Source organism: Gluconobacter roseus, from assembly GCF_046058915.1.
GTDB classification, from domain to species: Bacteria; Pseudomonadota; Alphaproteobacteria; order Acetobacterales; family Acetobacteraceae; genus Gluconobacter; species Gluconobacter roseus_A.
Genome location: NZ_CP175538.1, coordinates 721813 through 740861 on the forward strand (window position 1 = coordinate 721813; position 19049 = coordinate 740861).

19 protein-coding genes and 2 pseudogenes are annotated in these 19049 nt (G+C 62.8%); 4 read left to right on the forward strand and 17 right to left on the reverse strand.

Annotation, left to right across the window (positions count from 1 at the left end; translation table 11 throughout):
- The 4 genes and pseudogenes from ACJ2A4_RS03385 to ACJ2A4_RS03400 form a co-directional block, all read right to left on the reverse strand.
- Positions 1 to 1414: pseudogene (locus ACJ2A4_RS03385) on the reverse strand (sugar porter family MFS transporter).
- Between the two features lie 137 nt (positions 1415 to 1551).
- Positions 1552 to 2937 (reverse strand): ribosome biogenesis GTPase Der, encoded by a 1386-nt coding sequence (gene der / locus ACJ2A4_RS03390; RefSeq protein ID WP_408873623.1) that lies wholly within the window; start codon positions 2935 to 2937, stop codon positions 1552 to 1554.
- Positions 2938 to 2941: 4 nt separating this feature from the next.
- On the reverse strand, positions 2942 to 4342 hold the full coding sequence (locus ACJ2A4_RS03395; RefSeq protein WP_408873624.1) for a PQQ-binding-like beta-propeller repeat protein: 1401 nt from the start codon (positions 4340 to 4342) through the stop codon (positions 2942 to 2944).
- The gene (locus tag ACJ2A4_RS03400) at positions 4342 to 5022 is read right to left on the reverse strand and encodes a tetratricopeptide repeat protein (protein ID WP_408873625.1); all 681 of its coding nucleotides are present in this window, start codon (positions 5020 to 5022) and stop codon (positions 4342 to 4344) included. The genes ACJ2A4_RS03395 and ACJ2A4_RS03400 overlap by 1 nt, the downstream gene beginning before the upstream one ends.
- Positions 5023 to 5210: 188 nt before the next feature.
- On the opposite strand from ACJ2A4_RS03400, the gene ACJ2A4_RS03405 reads away from it, so the two are divergent.
- Entirely contained in the window at positions 5211 to 5513 is a 303-nt protein-coding gene (locus ACJ2A4_RS03405; protein ID WP_194258668.1) for a hypothetical protein, read from the forward strand.
- A gap of 47 nt (positions 5514 to 5560) precedes the next feature.
- On the opposite strand, the gene ACJ2A4_RS03410 is transcribed toward ACJ2A4_RS03405, so the two are convergent.
- From ACJ2A4_RS03410 to ACJ2A4_RS03465, 12 genes and pseudogenes are all read right to left on the reverse strand, one after another.
- The gene (locus ACJ2A4_RS03410; protein ID WP_062509312.1) at positions 5561 to 5956 is read right to left on the reverse strand and encodes a hypothetical protein; all 396 of its coding nucleotides are present in this window, start codon (positions 5954 to 5956) and stop codon (positions 5561 to 5563) included.
- Positions 5957 to 6001: 45 nt separating this feature from the next.
- Complete coding sequence (locus ACJ2A4_RS03415) at positions 6002 to 7321, reverse strand: dihydroorotase (protein WP_408873626.1); 1320 nt, start codon at positions 7319 to 7321, stop codon at positions 6002 to 6004.
- 28 nt (positions 7322 to 7349) lie between these two features.
- Positions 7350 to 9110: an asparagine synthase (glutamine-hydrolyzing) gene (gene asnB / locus ACJ2A4_RS03420; protein WP_408874086.1), complete on the reverse strand. Its 1761-nt coding sequence runs from the start codon at positions 9108 to 9110 to the stop codon at positions 7350 to 7352.
- A complete protein-coding gene (locus tag ACJ2A4_RS03425; RefSeq protein ID WP_408874087.1) occupies positions 9110 to 10177 on the reverse strand; it encodes a glycosyltransferase in 1068 nt (355 codons plus the stop codon). Before ACJ2A4_RS03425 ends, asnB begins: the two co-directional genes overlap by 1 nt.
- 51 nt (positions 10178 to 10228) lie before the next feature.
- Positions 10229 to 11116 (reverse strand): annotated as a pseudogene (locus tag ACJ2A4_RS03430) (glycosyltransferase family 9 protein); the annotation flags it as partial.
- On the reverse strand, positions 11116 to 11802 hold the full coding sequence (dnaQ, locus tag ACJ2A4_RS03435) for a DNA polymerase III subunit epsilon (protein WP_408873627.1): 687 nt from the start codon (positions 11800 to 11802) through the stop codon (positions 11116 to 11118). The pseudogene ACJ2A4_RS03430 and the gene dnaQ, both read right to left, overlap by 1 nt.
- Positions 11799 to 12404, reverse strand: coding sequence for a dephospho-CoA kinase (coaE, locus tag ACJ2A4_RS03440; RefSeq protein WP_408873628.1), 606 nt, complete (start codon positions 12402 to 12404; stop codon positions 11799 to 11801). The genes dnaQ and coaE overlap by 4 nt, the downstream gene beginning before the upstream one ends.
- Positions 12401 to 13240, reverse strand: coding sequence for a shikimate dehydrogenase (locus tag ACJ2A4_RS03445; RefSeq protein WP_408873629.1), 840 nt, complete (start codon positions 13238 to 13240; stop codon positions 12401 to 12403). Before ACJ2A4_RS03445 ends, coaE begins: the two co-directional genes overlap by 4 nt.
- Positions 13237 to 14013 carry an N-formylglutamate amidohydrolase gene (locus ACJ2A4_RS03450; RefSeq protein WP_408873630.1) on the reverse strand — a complete coding sequence of 259 codons (777 nt, stop codon included), beginning with the start codon at positions 14011 to 14013 and terminating at the stop codon, positions 13237 to 13239. The genes ACJ2A4_RS03445 and ACJ2A4_RS03450 overlap by 4 nt, the downstream gene beginning before the upstream one ends.
- An 18-nt stretch (positions 14014 to 14031) precedes the next feature.
- Complete coding sequence (locus ACJ2A4_RS03455; protein ID WP_408873631.1) at positions 14032 to 14676, reverse strand: TlpA disulfide reductase family protein; 645 nt, start codon at positions 14674 to 14676, stop codon at positions 14032 to 14034.
- Between the two features lie 33 nt (positions 14677 to 14709).
- Positions 14710 to 15291 carry a TlpA family protein disulfide reductase gene (locus ACJ2A4_RS03460; protein WP_408873632.1) on the reverse strand — a complete coding sequence of 194 codons (582 nt, stop codon included), beginning with the start codon at positions 15289 to 15291 and terminating at the stop codon, positions 14710 to 14712.
- A complete protein-coding gene (locus tag ACJ2A4_RS03465) occupies positions 15288 to 15893 on the reverse strand; it encodes a TlpA family protein disulfide reductase (RefSeq protein WP_408873633.1) in 606 nt (201 codons plus the stop codon). Before ACJ2A4_RS03465 ends, ACJ2A4_RS03460 begins: the two co-directional genes overlap by 4 nt.
- Before the next feature lie 15 nt (positions 15894 to 15908).
- Here ACJ2A4_RS03465 and argH point away from each other — a divergent pair, with 15 nt between their 5' ends.
- Positions 15909 to 17354 (forward strand): argininosuccinate lyase, encoded by a 1446-nt coding sequence (argH, locus tag ACJ2A4_RS03470; RefSeq protein ID WP_408873634.1) that lies wholly within the window; start codon positions 15909 to 15911, stop codon positions 17352 to 17354.
- Entirely contained in the window at positions 17351 to 17482 is a 132-nt protein-coding gene (locus tag ACJ2A4_RS03475) for a hypothetical protein (RefSeq protein WP_263635378.1), read from the forward strand. The genes argH and ACJ2A4_RS03475 overlap by 4 nt, the downstream gene beginning before the upstream one ends.
- Here the strand turns inward: ACJ2A4_RS03475 and gluQRS are convergent.
- Positions 17467 to 18330: a tRNA glutamyl-Q(34) synthetase GluQRS gene (gluQRS, locus tag ACJ2A4_RS03480; RefSeq protein WP_408873635.1), complete on the reverse strand. Its 864-nt coding sequence runs from the start codon at positions 18328 to 18330 to the stop codon at positions 17467 to 17469. The two genes, ACJ2A4_RS03475 and gluQRS, sit on opposite strands and share 16 nt — an antisense overlap.
- Positions 18331 to 18474: 144 nt before the next feature.
- On the opposite strand from gluQRS, the gene ACJ2A4_RS03485 reads away from it, so the two are divergent.
- The gene (locus tag ACJ2A4_RS03485) at positions 18475 to 19047 is read left to right on the forward strand and encodes an HNH endonuclease (protein ID WP_034953612.1); all 573 of its coding nucleotides are present in this window, start codon (positions 18475 to 18477) and stop codon (positions 19045 to 19047) included.
- Positions 19048 to 19049 lie beyond the last annotated feature (2 nt).

The following is a 19049-nucleotide window of genomic DNA, read 5'->3' on the forward strand; positions in this document are numbered from 1 at the left end:
TCAGCGTCCCAGATCACGCAGGCGGGTGCCTGCAAAAAGATTGGCCTCAAGCCTTTCGAGCGAGACGCCTTTCGTTTCCGGAACGAACCATAGGGTCACAAGAATGAAAAGACCATTGAAGACAGCAAACATCAGGAACGTCGTGGAGGCTCCCATCATGGCCATACCCAGTGGGAACAGGTTGGAAATCACCCAGTTGGCAGCCCAGTTGGTCACCGTGGAGCAGCCAATGCCAAAATCCCGCCCGCGCGTCGGCTGAACTTCCGAGCACAATGTCCAGACCAGTGGCCCCTCACCAATGGCAAATCCCGCCACAAACAGGAGAACAAACCCGCAAAGCAGCAGCTGGGAGGCAAAACTCGATGCCCCGACAGCCAGCAACGTCCCGACCCCGGCCAGCGAAAATGCCGCAATCGCGCAGCTCAGAATCAGAAGCGGGCGCCGCCCCCACCGATCCACACAGGCGATCGCCACACCCGTCAGCGCCATATTGGTCAGCCCCACGAGTGTCGTGGCCCAGATCGAGGCATTCGTTCCGAAATGCGCCGCCTGAAAGACGCGCGGGGCATAATACAGAAGCGCATTGATCCCCGAGAGCTGCTGGCATGATCTGAAGCAGCATCCCCAGAAAAACCGTCCGGCGGAAATTGGGATTGCTCTTGAAAAGTCCCACACCCGCATCGCTGCTTTTCTGCAGGCGCGACTGGATATCAACCAGTTCGGCTTCGGCCACTTCCTCATCGGACCGCAGGCTCTGCAACACGCGCCGCGCACGGTCCTTCTCACCACGCATCATGAGCCAGCGCGGGCTATGGGGCAGGATCAGAACAATGCCGAGAAAACAGCTGGCTGGTACGGCCATGACGCCCAGCATCCAGCGCCAGTGCCCGCCTGGAGCCAGCAGGCTGTCGGAGACGAAAGCGAGGAAAATGCCTAAGGACACCATGAGCTGGTAAAATGAAATCATGGCGCCACGGACGGATTCAACCGTGATTTCGGAAATATAGAGCGGCGCAGCAAAGGCGGCCACACCGACCGCCAGTCCCAGGAAAAGACGGCCTACAATCATGATCGCGGCACCCGGCGCCAAAGCGCAGAACAATGTCCCGATCAGGAACAAAATGGCCGCCCCGAGCATGGCGCCCGTACGCCCGAACCGCACCGAAATCCGTCCTGCGAATAGTGATCCAACCGTCGCACCGGCCATCATCGATGAGACGATCCAACCCTGCAGGGCGTCACCTGCATGGAAATCGGTCGCAATGAAAGGCAGTGCGCCCGCGACGACGCCGGTATCAAGGCCGAACATCAGCCCGGCCAGCGCTGCCAGAATACCAAGGGTTGTCGCCCGTGCCGTGCTGCGGGGCTGTTCCGTGGACAGCCCCTCACTGGAAGACGAAGCAATCTCAGCCATACCCGTAGTCACCTCACCCGAAACACAGTCCCTCTTCATATCGAGGGGTACAGGACCAAACGTTCCGAAACCGGAAGTAGCTGGTCCTGTATTAATGATCCATCAGGGGTGTGGTCTATATCCAAACGAACAGAAAATCACTTTTCCGCGTAAGGATTTTTCGTTCCACGCAGCTGCAGACGCACCGGAACACCCGGCATATGGAATGTTTCGCGCAGTCCGTTGACCAGATAGCGCTTGTAGGAATTGGGCAACTGTTCCGCCCGTGTGCCAAACAGCAGGAATGTCGGCGGACGGGCCTTCACCTGCGTCATGTAACGCAGCTTGAGACGACGGCCGTCCACGAGCGGCGGCTGATGACGCTCAAGAGCATCCTCAAACCACCGGTTCAGTTCACCCGTGGAGACACGCGAGTTCCAGATCTCGTAAACATTGCGCACGGCAGGCAGCAGACGATGCACGCCCGCGCCCGTCAGAGCCGAGAACGTCACGACCGGAATACCGCGGACCTGGGCCAGCGAGATTTCCAGCCGGTCCAGGATCGCCTTTTTGGTCGCGTTCCGGTCCTCGACGGCATCCCACTTGTTCAGCGCGATAACGCAGGCCCGTCCCTCACGCTCGATCAGACGGCCGATCTGGAGATCCTGTTCATGCACGCCAAGCGTCGCATCGATCACCAGCACGACCACTTCCGCCATTTTCAGGGCTTCGATGGAGGCCGAGACGGACATTTTCTCCAGATGCTGCTCGACGCGGGCGCGCTTGCGCATCCCGGCCGTATCAACCAGCTGAATGGGGCCCTGCTCGTCACGCAGTTCGACGGTGATGGAATCACGCGTCAGGCCCGCTTCAGGCCCCGTGATCATCCGCTCTTCGCCCAGCAGACAATTCAGCAGCGTGGACTTGCCCGCATTCGGACGACCGATGATGGCCAGACGCAGCGGTCCGGCAGGACGCTCGTCCTCCCCGTCTTCACCTTCAGCTTTCGGGGCCTCATGACGGCGGGTTTTTTCCGCAGGCGGCAGACGCTCGGCAATCTCACCCATGAGATCGGCAATGCCCTCACCATGCTCGGCGGACAGCGCCAGAGGCGTTCCCAGGCCCAGCGAATAGGCTTCAAGAGCCGCATTCGTCCCGGCCTGCCCTTCCGCCTTGTTGGCGATCAGCAGGACCGGACGGTTCTGACGGCGCAGCCAGCTCGCAAAATGCGCATCCGCAGGCGTAATGCCCGAACGTGCATCAATGCAGAACAGCACCAGATCCGCCATGGCAACAGCGGATTCGGAAGACACCCGCATCCGCCCGTACAGCGTATCCGGTGCCGCTTCCTCCAGCCCGGCCGTATCGATCAGCCGGACACGACGGCCGCGCAGAAGGGCCTCGCCCTCCTTGCGGTCACGCGTGACACCCGGCATGTCGGACACGATCGCCTGACGGCGGCCGACAAGCCGGTTGAACAGAGTGGATTTCCCGACATTCGGGCGCCCGGCAATAACAACAACGGGCAGGTTCTCAGAGGTCATTCGTTCAGCCATAGGCCCGCAGAACGGCATCCTGGGACAGGGTCAGCACATGACCGTCACAGACGATCGGCTGAACCTGACACGGGGTGGTGGTCTTGCGGGTCAGTTCAAGTTTCCCGGTCACGGCATTCAGGACAGCCATGCCTTCTTTCGGAAAGGTGGAGAAGCAGATCAGCTTGCCGTTCACCAGAAGCGGGCCCACCCAGGCAATCGCGTCCTTTTCCGCATCCTCACGGATGAAGCGACGCAGCTGGGTGATCCAGCGCACATGCCCGGACAGACGATCCAGACAGGCGATCTGCTGATCCGTGGACAGGACATACATCCAGTCGCCACAGATCGCCATAGGACTCTGCCCGCTGACCTCACGTTCCCACAGACGACGGCCCGACCTCATGTCGATCGCCACCAGCACGCGGGACATGGATACGGCATAGGCCGTCCCATCCATAATGACCGGTGCACCCCGGATGCAGGAGAAATCGAGCATGGCGCCCATGCCGTTGGAGCCGCCGAGACTGTCACTCCAGACCACCTCGCCCGAGGCCGCACGGAGAGCCACCAGATCGCCACTGCCGAAACCGGCAAGCACGACACCATCCACAAAGGCCGGAGCGGACTGACCGAAGATGACCGTATCGGAAGCCGTGGCCTGATACGTCCAGACCTGATGCCCCGTATTGGCGTTCAGCGCGATCAGACGCTCGTCAATCGTGCCGAAGATCATCAGACCTTCCGCGATCGTCGGCGCGGACCGGCCCGGCGTCCCGGTGCTGATTTGCCACTTCACCTTGCCGGTCAGGGCTTCCACGGCAAGAGCCTGTGCCACACCGTCCACGATGTAGAGCGTGTCCCCGTCAAGAGCGAGGCCACCACCGATATTGGTCGAACGGCTTTTGGACGTGGCAGGCTGACGGGTCCAGACATGACGCCGCTCCGGCCATGTCCAGGCCTTCACCACACCCTGTGCATCAGTCGTGAAGATATGGCCGTTGCCGATAACCGGTGGCGACTGGATCGCACCACGTTTGGTCGGCATGATGGCAATCATCGACAGGAAGCTGGACGGATCAGTCTGCGCGCCGACCGAATGGCTCCAGGCCAGATCCGGACCATTCCACGCCGCATTCACGGCAACATGGGACGGACGTCCGCCCTCCTGCAGCCATTCGCGGACCGGCTGGACAGGGCCCAGCGTGATCGGCGTGTGATCGTCATGATCGACCGTCAGTCCTGCCCCCGTGGAGAGGACATTCACGCGATGCCCGGCCAGAGGCGGCTTCTTGTCGTCTTCAAACAGGCTACACCCGCCCAGAACGGCCAGCGCGCTACCCGAGCAGGCCGTCCGCAGAAGACCACGGCGGTTCATGGAAAAGGAAGAGCGGGAAAGAACAGGACGGCGCATCAACCGGCGTCTCCAAATGTCTCGAGCAGGGCTTGCGCACGCGCACGCACCCCTTCGGTCGCGTTTTCACTGCTAACGATCTGCGTCAGGATGCGCCGGGCTTCTTTCTGCTGGTCGGCTGTCGCGCCGGAACGCAGATCCAGCGCAACAAGGCCTTCCTGAGCCAGCGATGCCCAGGCACCCCCACCCTGCGCCAGGGCTTCATACCCCGGACGCAGCGTCTTCGGATCGGCAGTCGCGGTCCGGGCGTTCAGGCTCATATAGCGCGCCATATCCCGCAGGGCCGGTTCGGCAGCGTTATCATCTGCCACACCCTGCCACGTCTTCAGCGCCGCGTCCGTCTGACCGGCCTGGCTCTGCAGATCGGCCAGACGGAGCGCTGCATAGGAGCGCACGCCCACAGGGCCATGCTCCGCCAGATCCTGGAAGGTCGCGGTGGCCTTCTGGGTGGCTGCGGCGTCATGCTTGGGGTCCGTCAGGGCCGTCGTGGCGGTAAAATACCGCGCTGACGCTGCCTGCTGTGCTGCGTGGCGGGCGTGACTGTTCCAGCCCCACACGCCACCCCCGATGGCTCCAATCACGGCTACGACACCCACCACGGCGCCAATGCGCCGTGCCATGGCCCGCAACCGCTGCGCCTGCATTTCTTCGTTCACCTGCGTGATGAAATCGTCTGCCACCTGGTCCCCTGCTGGATCGGTCTTCAAACTGTTTTGCCTGACCATACAGGTGCCGAACCGTCGCGGCAAACGCTTCACACGATCATTGAAGCACCAAAGCGGACCGGAACTGTGAAAAACAGTACAGCTGCAGAAAAACCGGCCGACATTCAGACTTCCTTAACGGCTCGGGAAGCATTCTGAACGCCATGAAAAAGCCCGTTCCGCTCCTGCTGCTTCCCCTGGTGTTCTGCGCGCTTGAAGGCTGTGCGCCGGACCGCATCGCGTCCGCCGTCACGGGCAAGGACTGCAACACGGCCTATCTGTACGATGATGAAAGTTTCTGTGCTCGGCCGGTCGGGCCACCCCCACCCCAGCCATATTGCACGACAAGTTTCGAGGGCACGACCTGCTGGGCGCGGCCCGACCTCATGCCCAATGTCGCCCGCCAGACCTATGGCGGCCCCACAACCCTGACCCCAGCCCAGAATCAGGAACGCATGGGCCAGTAAAGATCACAGGCCGTACCATGAGGATACAGCCTGTCAGCGCTGACCGTTCAGTGATGGCCGAGCTTGCGTCCCGCAGCCGCCAGATTGGCAGACAGCGTCTGGAATGATGCCGCAATGTGGGACTGAACGGCCGCGCTTCCTGCATGAACGTGGGAAATCCGCGCACTCGCCTCCTGGCTGATGGCCGTTTCTTCCCGGTTGGCCTGCGCCGCAACACACGCATTGTAAACGCGGGCTGCCTTTTCATAGGCCGTCACGCGATCCACGCTCTCGTTATACTGCGCGACCGTCGCGGCCTTGACCGCAGGCGCCTGCGGCTCGGCGCCACATTTTGACGCGGTCCATGCCGCCTCGGCCGCACTGGCCGACCCGGCACCGGCGATCCCTGCAAACACCAGACCAAACAGCGCCGCCTTACGAATGGCGACAACGCAACGTCTCATACAGCTCCCTTTCCTGTTCGAAGCGTTGCGCGCCCTACGCCCAGATCAAGGCGCAAATTTGGCAGGCTCACCGGTCGGCCCACCGGAAACCTCATTGTCCTGCATCACGACCGTTCCACGAACGATCGTCGCCATGGGCCAACCCGTCACGCGCGTCCCGTCAAACGGCGTCCAGCCTGCCGGAGAAGCGATCCAGTCATTGGTGATCTCGCGCTCGGCCTTCATGTCCACGAGCGTGAAATCGGCATCGAATCCGACAGCCATGCGTCCCTTCGTCTGCAGGCCGTAAACCCGTGCCGGCCCTGCAGCCATCAGATCCACCAGACGCGCCAGCGACAGACGCCCCGTATTCACATGATCGAGCATGACCGGCACGATCGTCTGCGTCCCCGTCAGACCCGCCGGGCATTTCGGCCAGGGAAGCTTTTTGGCCTCAAGCGGATGCGGTGCATGATCGGACGAAACCACGTCCACCCGGCCATCCCGCACGGCCTGCCAGCTCGCTTCCCAGTGCGACCGGTCCCGCAGTGGCGGGTTCATGACGGCCAGCCCACCGAGCTTTTCGTAACATTCCGGCGCCACCTGCGTGAGATGGTTCACCAGAACCTCGACGGTAGAAATGTCGCGGTAATCCGCCAGATAATCCAGCTCTTCCGCTGTCGAGACATGCAGGATATGCGCCGGACGGTTGGTCTTGCGGGCCAGCGCCATAATGCGGCGCGTGCCGAGGAACGCACATTCCACATCCCGCCAGACGCTGTGCGTCTCGTAAGGCTGACCTTCATGGAACATCGGCTTGCGGGCCTGAAGACGATATTCGTCCTCGGAATGATAGGCCACACGACGATGCCCGGAGCGCATGACCGCTTCGAGCCCCGCATCGTCCTCGATCATCAGATTACCCGTGGACGATCCGGCAAACACCTTTACCGCACACACACCCGGCTGCTGCTCCAGCATTGCCAGATCCGGCGTGTTCTCCCGCGTCGCGCCGACATAGATGCCGACATCCACATGCGCCGTCTTGCGGATATGATCGCGTTTCCAGTCGATCATCGTGACATCCGTCACACTCGGTGACGTGTTGGGCATGTCGAAAACCGTCGCAATACCGCCCAGCGCCGCAGCCCGCGTTCCGGTCTCAAGCGTCTCGACCTCGGGCTTGCCCGGATCACGCAGATGAACATGCGCATCAATCAGCCCAGGCAGGACATGCAGCCCCCGCGCATCAATCACCCGGTCCGCTTCATCCGCCGATCCGACAGACAGCGACGCTACCTTCCCGTTGCGCACACCGATATCCGCTTCGGCCTCGCCCCAGGGAAAAACACAGATTCCGCCGCGGATGATCAGATCGTAATGCATGTTCCGTCCTTGCAAATCAGTAAGATACTCATGAAGCGCGCGAGAGAGTTTCGAACGTATCCCCGTCCACGGGAACCCCTTCGATATGATGACGATGCCACAGCGCGAAAAACAGCAGCGTCCAGGCCTGTCGCGCCACACCACGCTGACTGGCCCGGGCGAAAAGACGCTCCACGTCGGCTGCGGGCATCATGGCCCGGATGCAGGGCTGGCGTGCGACCAGTGGCCCCAGACGGTGCGCCTGCTTCTCGATCCACGGCCCGACCGGCACGGTAAAGCCCTGCTTCGGCGCAAACGGACGCGCCTGCGGTAGCGCATCCTGAAGCCAGCGGCGCAGCAGCCACTTGCCGTAACCATCCCGCACCTTGAAGTGCTCCGGCAGCGGCCAGATCGCCTTGGCGACCACCGGGTCCAGCAGCGGGGTACGGCCCTCGACCGAATGCGCCATCAGGCACCGGTCCAGCTTGAGCAACAAATCGTTAGGCAGCCATTCCGCAATATCCAGCGCCTGCGCCCCCTCCAGCCCCGAAACCCCGAGAGCCAGTTCCGTCATGGCAATCCCGCGCCGCCACTGCCGCCCATGCTCTGCAAAACGCTTGCCAAATGTCCCGGACCGGTACGGCGCACGACCGCCCTTCCACCAGGGCTTCATCACGCGCCGATAGCGGCCATAGCCCGCAAAAAGCTCGTCCCCGCCCTCACCGCTGAGAATAACTGTGACATCCTTCCGGGCCTCACGCGCCAGAAACCATGTCGGGATGACAGCATAATCGGCAGCAGGATCATCCATGCACGCCACGATGGACGGCAAATCGCGCCAGACCATGTCTTCCGTCACGGTCAGCACATGATGCTCGGCCCCGACAGACGCCGCCAGTGCTGCAGCATCAGCAGATTCATCCGCAGCCCCGGCATCAAAACGCGCCGTCCAGGTCCGCGGATGCGGTAGCCCCAGACGATGCGCCGCCGCCAGAATGACCGAACTGTCGATCCCACCGGACAGAAACAGCCCCAGCGGTACATCCGCACGCAAATGCGCCGACACGCTGTCGAGTAGTGCCGTATCCAGCCGCGCCAGCGCCTGCTCATCGGTCAGACGGGCCGGAACCGTATCCCGCGCTTCATGCAGAACATGCCGCCGGCGCGATTCCACAATTCGTCCATCCACGATCCGAAGCGTCTCACCGGGCAAAAGCCGGCGGATGCCGTCGAAAATGATGTCCTGCCCCGTCGTGAACTGAAGCTGCATCAGCTCGTCGCGCGCGCCATCCCGGATGCTGCGCTTGCCAAACCCGCCCGCCAACAGCGCCTGCGGCTCAGACGCAAACGCGATGCCGCCCTCATACGCCGCGATATAAAGCGGCTTGATGCCGAACGGATCACGCGACAGCACCATCTCATGCCGCCCATGCTCGTTCTCGACGATCGCAATGGCATACATGCCCCGCAATTCGTGCGTGTATCCCGCACCATCATGCAGCCACAGATGCAAAGGCGGTTCACAGTCGCTATGGGTCTGAAAACAGGTTTTGGGAAAGCGCCTGCGAATAGCCGGATCGTTATAGATTTCCCCATTCGCAATCAGGGCCGCCGCGCCGAGCCTGAACGGCTGCGCGCCCCCTGCGATATCAACGATGGACAGCCGCCGGTGACGCAAGGCCGCGCCACCCAGATCCAGCCGCCCTTCCCCATCCGGCCCGCGATGAAAAATGGCCTGCGACATGCGCTCCAGCGCGTCCTGATCCGGATGATGTCCCGGCAGGCAGGAGAGACCCGCAATTCCACACATCAGGCCCGCACTCCGTCCAGAAAAGCCGACCATCGCGCCATGACAACGCCTTGGGCAAACTCCCGTTCGAACCGCGCCCGCCCGTTTGCGGACAGAGTCTGCGCCACAGCCTCATCATCCAGAACGCTGCCGATCTGCGCCGCAAGATCGCGCTCGTTCTCGACCTCGGCCAGCAGACCGTCCTGCGTCCCTTCGAGGATTTCCTGCGGCCCCTGAATATTGCTCGCCACAACCGGCACCCCGGCCGACAATGCCTCGATCACGACATTGCCCAGCGGCTCGATACGGGACGGACAGACCAGAACATCACATGCTCGCAGCCAGGGCCCGCTCTGCGCGATCCAGCCGGGAAGATAGACACGATCCGCAACATTTTCCGCCTTCGCCAGCGCCTCAAGTGCAGCACGCTCCGGCCCCTCGCCCGCAATCACCAGATGCACGCCCGGCAGATGCTTCATTGCCCGGATCAGCACATCGAAGGCCTTGTTTTCATGCAGGCGCCCCAGAGCAAGGGCAAACGGCACGTCCGGCGGCAGGAACGCAGGCCGCTGCGGCGTCACGGACGAAAAATCCGTCGCAAAATTGGGCAGATGGTGCACACGGTCAGCGGCCCAGCCCTGCGCCCGCATCCACTCCGCCAGACCGCGCGTATTACCGATCAGATGGTCGCAGCGACGATAATTCGACAGATCGTAATAGCCGCCCAGACGCCCGGCGATCTGCCACGGCCCTGACGGCACCAGCCGTGCAGCCCGGCTCATCCACGCGACGACAACATCCGGCCTGAACGCTTTGAGACTGCACCGCAGCCCCGGTGTGGTCCGCAGATCCAGCAATCCACCGAACCGGAAAGACTGCGTCTCGACGCCCGCTTCCTCAAGCCGTGCAACCCGGCCTTCATCCTGCCGGATCAGCGCCTGAACGGGGCGGCCGTCCCGCATCTGGGCCATTGTCAGACGCTCGAAGAACAGCTCCGCGCCGCCCCTGGGAGCCCCAGCCATCACATGGGCCACACGACCCCGGTATCCATTGGACGATGCAGACTTCATCTTTCTTCTATCGGCCATGACCGACAGGGCATCAAGTCCGTCCGAACGCCTGTCCGGAACACACACGTCTTTTTCACGCAGGATTTCTTCCGCAGCCTTCAGCACAGCCGCAACACCTAAGCCTTCGATGGGCGCATGACCCTCTGGCCCCGGTGTCTCCACGAACCGCGCGAGCCGTCCGGCCGGCGCATATTCCGAGGCCCGTGACGGCCCGAACAGCCCCAGCGTCGGCGTTCCCGCCGCTGCGGCGAGATGCATCAGCCCGGAATCATTCCCAACAAACAGCGCACAGCGCTGAAGCAAAGCAGCAACCTCGCCCAGCGATTTGTCTCCGCCAAGGTCCAGAGCCTCCGGCAGCGCCTTCAGCACCGGCTCCGCCCGCGCGCGCTCTCCCTCGCCGGGTCCATAGAACACGACGGGACGCAGATTTTCCCCCCTCAGCGCCTGAGCCAGTTCCACAAACCGCTCGGGCGGCCAGATTTTCCCGTCCCAGTTCGCCGTTGGTCCCAGTGCCAGCCAGCGTCCCTCGGGCAAGACCGCAACAGCCTCCACCCGCTGCTTTTCCGAGATCCAGACACGCGGCATGGGCGTCCTGCGATATCCGAGTGCCTCTCCAAGCTGCTCAACCCGCCGACCCGGACGGCGTCCACCGCGCACGATGATCCGACGGCGTGCCCGCAGCGTCAGTCCGATCAGCGAGCCGCGCAGATCCACGACCATGAACCAGCGCGTCCGGCAGCAGTCACGCCACAAATCAATCCAGTGCCGGTCATGCCGGCGCTTTTCCATGGTGATGATGCGCTCACAACGCGGATCAGCCTCGAAAAGCCCCGCCGCTACAGGCCCACAGACCACCGTGAACATCGCCGCCGGATAACGCTTCTGCAACGCATCCAGCACACCCGTGGAAATAACCGCATCGCCCAGACGGTTGGACGTGATGAACAGGATCCGCATCATTCGCGAAGCCAGACCGCATCCTTGATGGTGCTGACGAATGCCTCATGCGCCTGAAGCTCTTCCGCAGTTGGAGGCGCCATTTTCCGCGGCTTTCGGTTGGCGAGCGCGTTGATCCCGTCCGTCATGCTGCGGCTGCGGGATGGCCCCGCCAGCCCCAGTCCGCGCTGACGCCCACCCATCAGTTCCACGTAGACTTCGGCCAGCAGCTTGCAGTCCAGAAGCGCGTTATGGGTTCCACGTTGCGACAGGTCGATGCCGAAGCGTCGGCACAGCGCATCGAGACTGGCGGGTAGACCCGGGTATTTCTTCCGCGCCATTTCCACCGTGTCGATGGCCCGGCTGGCATAATCGAGCGGCTCGCGACCGCAGGCCTTCAACTCGGCATTGACGAATTTGAAATCGAACCGGGCATTATGCGCGATCATCGGACTGTCCCCGATGAACTCAAGGAACCTGTCCGCCACTTCGGAAAATATCGGTTTTCCTTCCAGATCCTCGATCCGGAACCCGTGCACCTTGGTTGCCTCGGTCGGAATATCGCGCTCGGGATGGATCAGGACGTGATAGGCCTCACCCGTCGGCAGATCATCGATCAGTTCGAGGGCCGCGATCTCGATGATGCGGTCGCCCATATCCGGGTCAAAGCCCGTGGTTTCCGTATCGAACAGGATGGATCGTTTCATGACGCCTCACGAAGCCGGTGCAACAGGGCATGGACCTGCCTGACGGCCTGACCACGCGACAGGCCGGTTCGTATCACGATGTCGGCCCGGCGTCTGCGCTCATGGTCGCTCATCTGGCGCGCCAGCAATCCTTTGGCATCCGCCACGCTCATGCGCCCCCCACTGCGACCGCGCTGCCGGATGCGGGAGAGACGCGTCCCCATCGGAGCTTCAGCCACCACCACCACATCACAGCGGCGGTCTTCGCCGATTTCCATCAGTAGCGGAATATCCAGCACGCAGAACGGTTCATGCCGCGCCCGGCACTGCTTCAGAAACCGCTCACGCTCGGCCCGGACCAGCGGATGCATGATGGCTTCCAGACGCTTCAACGCCTCGGGACGCCCCCGCACGGCCTCGCGAAGTGCCGCACGATCCAGACGGCCCTCGGCCACGGTTCCGGGAAATGCCTGCCCGATCAGCGGCAGGGCTTTCCCCCGTTCGCCCTGGAGCGCCCGGACACACGCATCCGCATCAAAAACCGGCACGCCCTCCCTGCGGAAAAGCGCGGCGACCGTGCTTTTTCCGGCCGCCATCCCCCCGGTCAGACCAATGATTTTCACGCGTCAGTGCGCAGGCTCGCCGCCAGCAGATCGAATGTCGTCCGGTCCCCCTGCGGATCAACGCCGAACCATGCCCGAAACCCGGCCCGCGCCTGATGAACGAGCATCCCCAGACCATCCACCGTCCGCAGCCCCCGTGCCTGGGCGGCCAGCAGAAGCGGCGTTTCGCGCGGCGTATAGACAATATCCGTCACGCACAGCCCCGGCGCAGCCTCACGAAGCGCCGCATCCCAGTCCAGGCCAGCCTTGCCGCCCATACCCATCGACGTGGCATTTACCAATAGAGAACAGCCCGACAGCAAAGACGGCCATTCGTACCAGGCCACAGCCTCGCCACCACCCAGCGCCTCGACCAGCGCTTCTGCCCGCTCCAGCGTCCGGTTGGCGATCACGACCTCGCAGCCCCGATCCAAAAGTGCCGCCGCCACGGCCCGCGCCGCACCACCTGCGCCAAGAACCATGGCCCGACCGGCAATCGCCACGTCATGCGCACTCAGATTGTCGCAGAACCCCGTCCCATCTGTGCAGTCACCGATGATCCGCCCCGCTACGAAGCAGATCGTGTTCACCGCGCCAGCCCGCTTGGCCGTCGGAGTCAGTTCATCACAGGCCAGCATCGCCGCTTCCTTGTGCGGGATGGTGACATTCACGCCCTGAAACCCGGCCGCAGCCAGTCCACGCAGGGCCTGATCGAAGCCTTCCGGTCGCGTTGGCAGCGGCACATAAGCACCGTTCACGCCATTCACCCGGCACCAGTGATTATGCATCAGCGGAGAGCGGGAATGCTCCACCGGCCATCCCATGACGCCTGCGAGTTTCGTATGCCCGTCAATCATGCGCCCGCTCCTTCCGTCAGCCTCTCCCAGACTTTCGGCAGAAGCACCGCCAGACGCTCGGCCCAGTCCCGCTGCCCGGCCTTTTCGACGATCAGATCCTGCCGGATCTCGATTTCCAGATACGGCAATCCTGCCGCCTCGGCGTGGCGCGGCACCGTGTAGTTGGAGGTATCCGTCAGAACGTAGGGCTCATTATCCCCGACACACAAGCTCGTATCCTCACGCAGCAGATCCAGCGCAATGGCTGCCATGCGGCTGTCCTGATTATGCAAAATCCCGATCTGCCAGGGCCGGTCCTGCCCGTTCATCTGCGGCGTAAAGCTGTGCAGGGCGATCAGCGCCGTGGGACGCGGTCCGCGCTCCACCAGAACCTCGGCAATCGTATCATGATAGGGATGCAGGATTTCCTGTTCCCGTCGGGCCCGGCATGTGGCCTGCGCTGCCTGATTGGCCGGCACAGGCGTTCCGTCGCTCATGACAGGCATGGACGTCGGATGGCCCGGCGCGCGATTGCAGTCGATCACAAGCCTGGAATAGACCTGCTCGATCAGCGCCGAACCCAGCTTCTCGTGCAGGATACGTCCCACGCCCACGATGCCGATATCCCACGCGATATGCCGCTCCCAGTCCTCGGACTGCACCCCCATGTCTCCCAGCGCATCCGGAACCGCCCGCCCGGCATGGTCGCTCACGAACACAAACGGGGACGGCGTCTTTTCAGGAAAAAGAAGGAAGGGCGCCGGATCATGGGCGCCAAGAAGGGGAGCAGACATCAGGACTTCACACTCTTACTATCCAGCCAGAGCCTGCACAGTATGCCTCACAGCGTCCGCAGACCAGTCCATGTTCCCGATGGACTCTGCCACGACCTCGCCTTTGCCGTTCAGGATCAGCGAACGCGGCACACCGTGAAGGGACATGATATCCGGTGTCAGTTCCTTGAGGTCATCCGGGCGAACCTGCCGGACGGACTGCACTAAAGCCGTCTGATCCGCCGTCTCCATCATCACGCCAGACACCGGATCAACCAGCAGCGGCAGGGCGTCGATCCCGTGCGCGTCATAGAACGCCCGGACTTTCGGAACCGTACTGCCACGCACAGCCACGGCCACGATCTGCGGTCCATCTGCACCCAGAGCCTTGGCCGTTGCATTCACCGAAGGCAGTTCCCGGATGCAGGGCGGGCACCAGGTTGCCCAGAGATGCAGGATGAACGGCTTGCCGTACCAGTGCGACAGCGGCACGTCCTGCCCCTGCTCGTTCTGCACGCTCAGCGACGGCAAAACCTTTGGCGTGACCAGTTTGCCAAAAGAGTTCGGCTCAAATGCCAGCCCCTTGCCAGCCTCTTCCTTCTCGGCTGCCGCGATGGCCCGCCCCGAAACCAGAAGGGCTCCAGCCCCGCCCAGAAGATGACGACGCGTCAGGGGAAAACTCATGTTGGAAGTCCATTCTTTCATTGGCAGCAGAATTCAGCCACGCGTTTCGGCAAGGATCCTGTGAAGGGCGGCCGCCGCACCAGAACCGGCCCAGTCCAGAGATCCCGCGGCCGATGCCCGAACGCGGCCTGCTCCATCAATCAGGATTGTTACGGGTATGGCAAGTTCCCCGTGACCCATCCATGCTTTCAGAGCGCTGTCATCCACCGTCCAGGCAGGAAATCCGGGCACATCGTTTTTAACCAGAAACGTCCGGACCGCCTCAGGAGAACCGCTGGAAACCGCAACCGGAACGATCGGACAGTTCACGCCCCATGCGTGCATGAACGCAGCCAGAGCCGGCAGCTCATGCCGACAGGGCAGACACCATGTCGCCCAGACATGCAGCAGAAAAGACGACCCGCGACGGGAAAGCAGCGATTCCCGCGCGCCGTCCGGGCCGGCAAGACCGAACCCGACAGGCTCCAGCATCGGTCGCCCCGGAACCAGACTGGCGACCGGCGCACCATGACGCACCACCAGACCCGCCAGCCGTGACGCCCCGAAACCCGCCAGAACAGCCAGCCCCACAGTCCCCCAGACAACATTCCGCCGGCTGACAGGTGCCGTTTTCATGCAGGCTTGGACGCCTGAAGGCCGGACAGGATTTTTTCCAGTGCAGCCTGGGCGTCCGGCGCATTCCAGGCCATTTCCCCTTCAACGCTGGCCCGCAGACGGCCCTGCGCATCAATCACACAGGTCATGGGCAGGCTCGGCTCACCGGAAGTGAACCACTGGGAAAACTCATGCTGCCCCAGCGTCCATGGCGCGATATGCGGCAGATTGCCCTGCGCCAGAAACATCATGACCTTCGGCAGCGGACTGGCCACGGCGACCGGGATCACAGGAACCGCTGCCCCGGTTTTTTCAAGAAACGCATTCAGTGCAGGCAGTTCGAGCCTGCATGGCGGGCACCATGTCGCCCAAAGATGCAGGATGAATGGTCTCCCCCGCATCGTGGACAACGCAAGAGACGTCCCACCTGGACCCACGAACTGAAAGTTCACGGGCTCAAGCTTCGGCGCGCCGGGCGTGAGCGAGGGCAGCATCGGATGCACGCCCTCCGTCTCAGCGGCGCGGGCGACATTTCCCAGCCCGCAATTGCAGAGGGAAGCCGCCGCGGCTAGGCTGGCGGCTCTTCCAAGAAGGGTTCGCCGGTCGATCTGCTTCCGAATCATCTGTTTACGGTTCCCATGAAAAACGCTCCTGTCGACACACAATCAGATGCCGCTACATCCTTTGAAGGCACAGCCGCCAATCCGCAATGGGGTGGCCGCTTTGCCTCGGGTCCGGCCGCCATCATGGGCGAGATCAACGCCTCCATCGGATTTGACAAGATCCTGTGGCGACAGGACATCCGCGGCTCCCTCGCCCATGCTACCATGCTCCAGAAAGTCGGCCTGCTGACCGAGACCGAACTGGCCGAAATCCGTCAGGGCCTGGGCGACATCGCACAGGAAATCGGCGAAGGCCGCTTCGACTTCTCTCCAGCCCTCGAAGACATCCACATGAACATCGAGGCGCGCCTGTCCGAGCGGATTGGCGAGGCCGGCAAGCGCCTGCACACGGCGCGCTCGCGCAACGATCAGGTCGCCACTGACTTCCGCCTCTGGGTCCGCGACGCCATCGACGGCCTTCAGGAGCAGACCGCCTCCCTGATGCGCTCCCTCGCCACCCGTGCGCTGGAACATGCCGCCACACCGATGCCGGGCTTCACCCATCTGCAGGTCGCCCAGCCGGTCACGTTCGGCCATCACCTTCTGGCCTATGTCGAGATGCTGTCGCGCGACCGCGGCCGCCTGCGTGATGCCCGCGCCCGTCTGAACGAATGCCCGCTCGGCTCGGCCGCCCTTGCCGGTACGTCCTTCCCGATCGACCGCCGCATGACGGCCGCAGCGCTGGATTTCGACCGCCCGACCGCCAATTCGCTCGATGCTGTCTCGGACCGTGACTTCGCGCTCGAGTTCCTCTCCGCCCTGTCGCTACAGGCCATGCACCTGTCACGTCTGGCCGAGGAAATCGTGATGTGGGCTTCCGCCCCCTTCGGTTTTATCACGCTGTCGGACGCGTTCACGACCGGCTCGTCCATCATGCCGCAGAAGCGCAACCCTGACGCCGCCGAACTCGTCCGCGCGAAGATCGGCCGCATCATGGGCGATTTCGTAGGCCTGCTGACGGTCATGAAGGGCCTGCCCCTCGCCTATGCCAAGGACACACAGGAAGACAAGGAACCCGTCTTCGACGCCACCGAGGCCATGACGCTCTCGTTAGCCGCCATGGACGGCATGATCCGCGACCTGAAAGCCAACACGGCCCGGATGCACGAAGTCGCGGGCATGGGCTTCTCCACCGCCACGGACCTCGCCGACTGGCTGGTCCGCGAACTGCGCGTTCCTTTCCGCACTGCCCATCATGTCACCGGCCGTCTGGTCGGAATGGCCGAGCAGAAAGGCTGCGACCTGGCCGATCTGTCGCTTGAAGAGATGCAGTCCGTCGAACCGCAGATTAACAAGGGCGTTTTCGATGTCCTGACCGTCGAGGCGTCTCTGGCGTCCCGCACCAGCGAAGGCGGCACCGCCCCGGCCAATGTGAAGCATCAGGCCGAAGCTTGGCTCGCCAAACTCGGAGAAACCGCATGAAAACACTGCTGCTCGTCAGCATGGCAGTCATGGCTCTCGGCCTGACCGCCTGCGGCAAGAAAGGCGCCCCGCACGCCCCTGGCCCGTCGCAGGACATCACATATCCGGGCGTCTATCCGCCGGAATAAGCCCCTGTCGGCAGGCTCGCCTCCAGAGCCTGCCGCACCAGCGGATGTTCCCGCACCTGCCGGGCCGTCCAGCCCGCCTCCCGCAGAACCCGCACACCTTCCGCGCCATCCCGCTTGGACAGCTTGTGTCCGTCCGCATCCAGAATGAGCGCATGATGCGCATAAGCTGGCTCCGGCCACCCCATCAGGTCCTGCAACACACGCTGAACTGACGTCGCCTCATACAGATCCCGCCCCCGCGTTACGGTCGTCACGCCCTCAAGCGCATCGTCATGCGTGACGCACAGATGATACGACACACCCGTATCCCGCCGCGCCAGAACAATATCGCCGAACGCATCAGCCTTCCCGGCAATACGCCCATGCCCGACCTCATGCCAGCCCGGCACGTCCTGCAACACATTAAGCGCCCGCCCCATATCGAGCCGCCAGACCGGATCACGCTCCTGCCCTTCCCGTGCCGCGCCGTGCCGACAGGTTCCGGGATAAACAAGGCTCCCATCCGGCGCGACCTGTGTTGCAGCCTCGGCAATCTCCCGCCGCGTGCAGAAACACGGATAGAGCAGCCTCCGCTCCCGCAGGTTGGCCAGCACGACATGATACTCCGCCAGATGCTCCGACTGCTGCCGGACCGACCCATCTGACGACAACCCAAGCCAGTCCAGATCTTCACGCAAAGCCTGTGTCAGTTCCGGCGTACAGCGTGTCGTATCAATATCCTCGATACGAATCAGAAACTTTCCAGCCTCTCCGGCCATGATCCGCGAATACAGTCCCGAGACCACATGCCCCAGATGCAGGAATCCCGTGGGACTCGGCGCAAATCGTGTCGTGGCGGGAGGAGTCATGAATGTGTCACCAGCGTTTGCTTGCGGTCCGCGCAGTTTACTGGAATAGTTTTCTCAAAGAAGCCGACGACACGTGTTTTCCCGCTGTTTGTCCCGTTTTCATTCGGCGCCGTAATCCCCGCATGTGTCGTCCTTGCAGAAAGGATGCGTGTGGTGTCCGTCAGCGGTCAGCATTTTCCGGCTCTTGTCCTGAACGCGGATTTCCGTCCGCTGTCCTATTTCCCACTCTCGCTCTGGTCCTGGCAGGAAGCCGTCAAGGCCGTCTTCCTCGACCGCGTCTCGGTCCTCTCCGAATATGAAGACGCCGTCGTCCACTCCCCCAGCCAGAGCATGCGTCTGCCCAGCGTTATCGCGCTGAAGGATTACATTCCCACAGCCCGCAAACCGGCCTTCACCCGTTTCAACGTCTTCCTGCGGGACAATTTTTCGTGTCAGTACTGCCATGACCGATTGCCCACGCACGAGCTGACCTTCGATCACGTCATCCCCCGCGCCCGCGGAGGCCGCACAACCTGGGAAAATGTCGTCACTGCCTGCAGCCCCTGCAACCTGCTCAAGGGCTCAAAACTGCCAAGCGAACTGGGCATGCACCCGCACCGCAAACCCGTTCAGCCCAGCAGCCGCCTCCTTCAGGAAAACGGCCGGACCTTCCCGCCGCATTATCTTCACGAAAGCTGGCGCGATTATCTGTACTGGAATACCGAACTCGAAACCTGAGC

What these genes read in the sequence shown, in the direction of transcription:
- der (WP_408873623.1), bottom strand. Translation starts at nt 2,937, where the DNA reads ATGACCTCTGAGAACCTGCCCGTTGTTGTTATTGCCGGGCGCCCGAAT.
- ACJ2A4_RS03395 (WP_408873624.1), bottom strand. Translation starts at nt 4,342, where the DNA reads ATGCGCCGTCCTGTTCTTTCCCGCTCTTCCTTTTCCATGAACCGCCGT.
- ACJ2A4_RS03405 (WP_194258668.1), top strand. Translation starts at nt 5,211, where the DNA reads ATGAAAAAGCCCGTTCCGCTCCTGCTGCTTCCCCTGGTGTTCTGCGCG.
- ACJ2A4_RS03410 (WP_062509312.1), bottom strand. Translation starts at nt 5,956, where the DNA reads ATGAGACGTTGCGTTGTCGCCATTCGTAAGGCGGCGCTGTTTGGTCTG.
- ACJ2A4_RS03415 (WP_408873626.1), bottom strand. Translation starts at nt 7,321, where the DNA reads ATGCATTACGATCTGATCATCCGCGGCGGAATCTGTGTTTTTCCCTGG.
- asnB (WP_408874086.1), bottom strand. Translation starts at nt 9,110, where the DNA reads ATGTGTGGAATTGCGGGTCTCTCCTGCCTGCCGGGACATCATCCGGAT.
- ACJ2A4_RS03425 (WP_408874087.1), bottom strand. Translation starts at nt 10,177, where the DNA reads ATGGCCGATAGAAGAAAGATGAAGTCTGCATCGTCCAATGGATACCGG.
- dnaQ (WP_408873627.1), bottom strand. Translation starts at nt 11,802, where the DNA reads ATGAAACGATCCATCCTGTTCGATACGGAAACCACGGGCTTTGACCCG.
- ACJ2A4_RS03445 (WP_408873629.1), bottom strand. Translation starts at nt 13,240, where the DNA reads ATGATTGACGGGCATACGAAACTCGCAGGCGTCATGGGATGGCCGGTG.
- ACJ2A4_RS03450 (WP_408873630.1), bottom strand. Translation starts at nt 14,013, where the DNA reads ATGTCTGCTCCCCTTCTTGGCGCCCATGATCCGGCGCCCTTCCTTCTT.
- ACJ2A4_RS03455 (WP_408873631.1), bottom strand. Translation starts at nt 14,676, where the DNA reads ATGAGTTTTCCCCTGACGCGTCGTCATCTTCTGGGCGGGGCTGGAGCC.
- ACJ2A4_RS03460 (WP_408873632.1), bottom strand. Translation starts at nt 15,291, where the DNA reads ATGAAAACGGCACCTGTCAGCCGGCGGAATGTTGTCTGGGGGACTGTG.
- ACJ2A4_RS03465 (WP_408873633.1), bottom strand. Translation starts at nt 15,893, where the DNA reads ATGATTCGGAAGCAGATCGACCGGCGAACCCTTCTTGGAAGAGCCGCC.
- argH (WP_408873634.1), top strand. Translation starts at nt 15,909, where the DNA reads ATGAAAAACGCTCCTGTCGACACACAATCAGATGCCGCTACATCCTTT.
- ACJ2A4_RS03475 (WP_263635378.1), top strand. Translation starts at nt 17,351, where the DNA reads ATGAAAACACTGCTGCTCGTCAGCATGGCAGTCATGGCTCTCGGCCTG.
- gluQRS (WP_408873635.1), bottom strand. Translation starts at nt 18,330, where the DNA reads ATGACTCCTCCCGCCACGACACGATTTGCGCCGAGTCCCACGGGATTC.
- ACJ2A4_RS03485 (WP_034953612.1), top strand. Translation starts at nt 18,475, where the DNA reads ATGCGTGTGGTGTCCGTCAGCGGTCAGCATTTTCCGGCTCTTGTCCTG.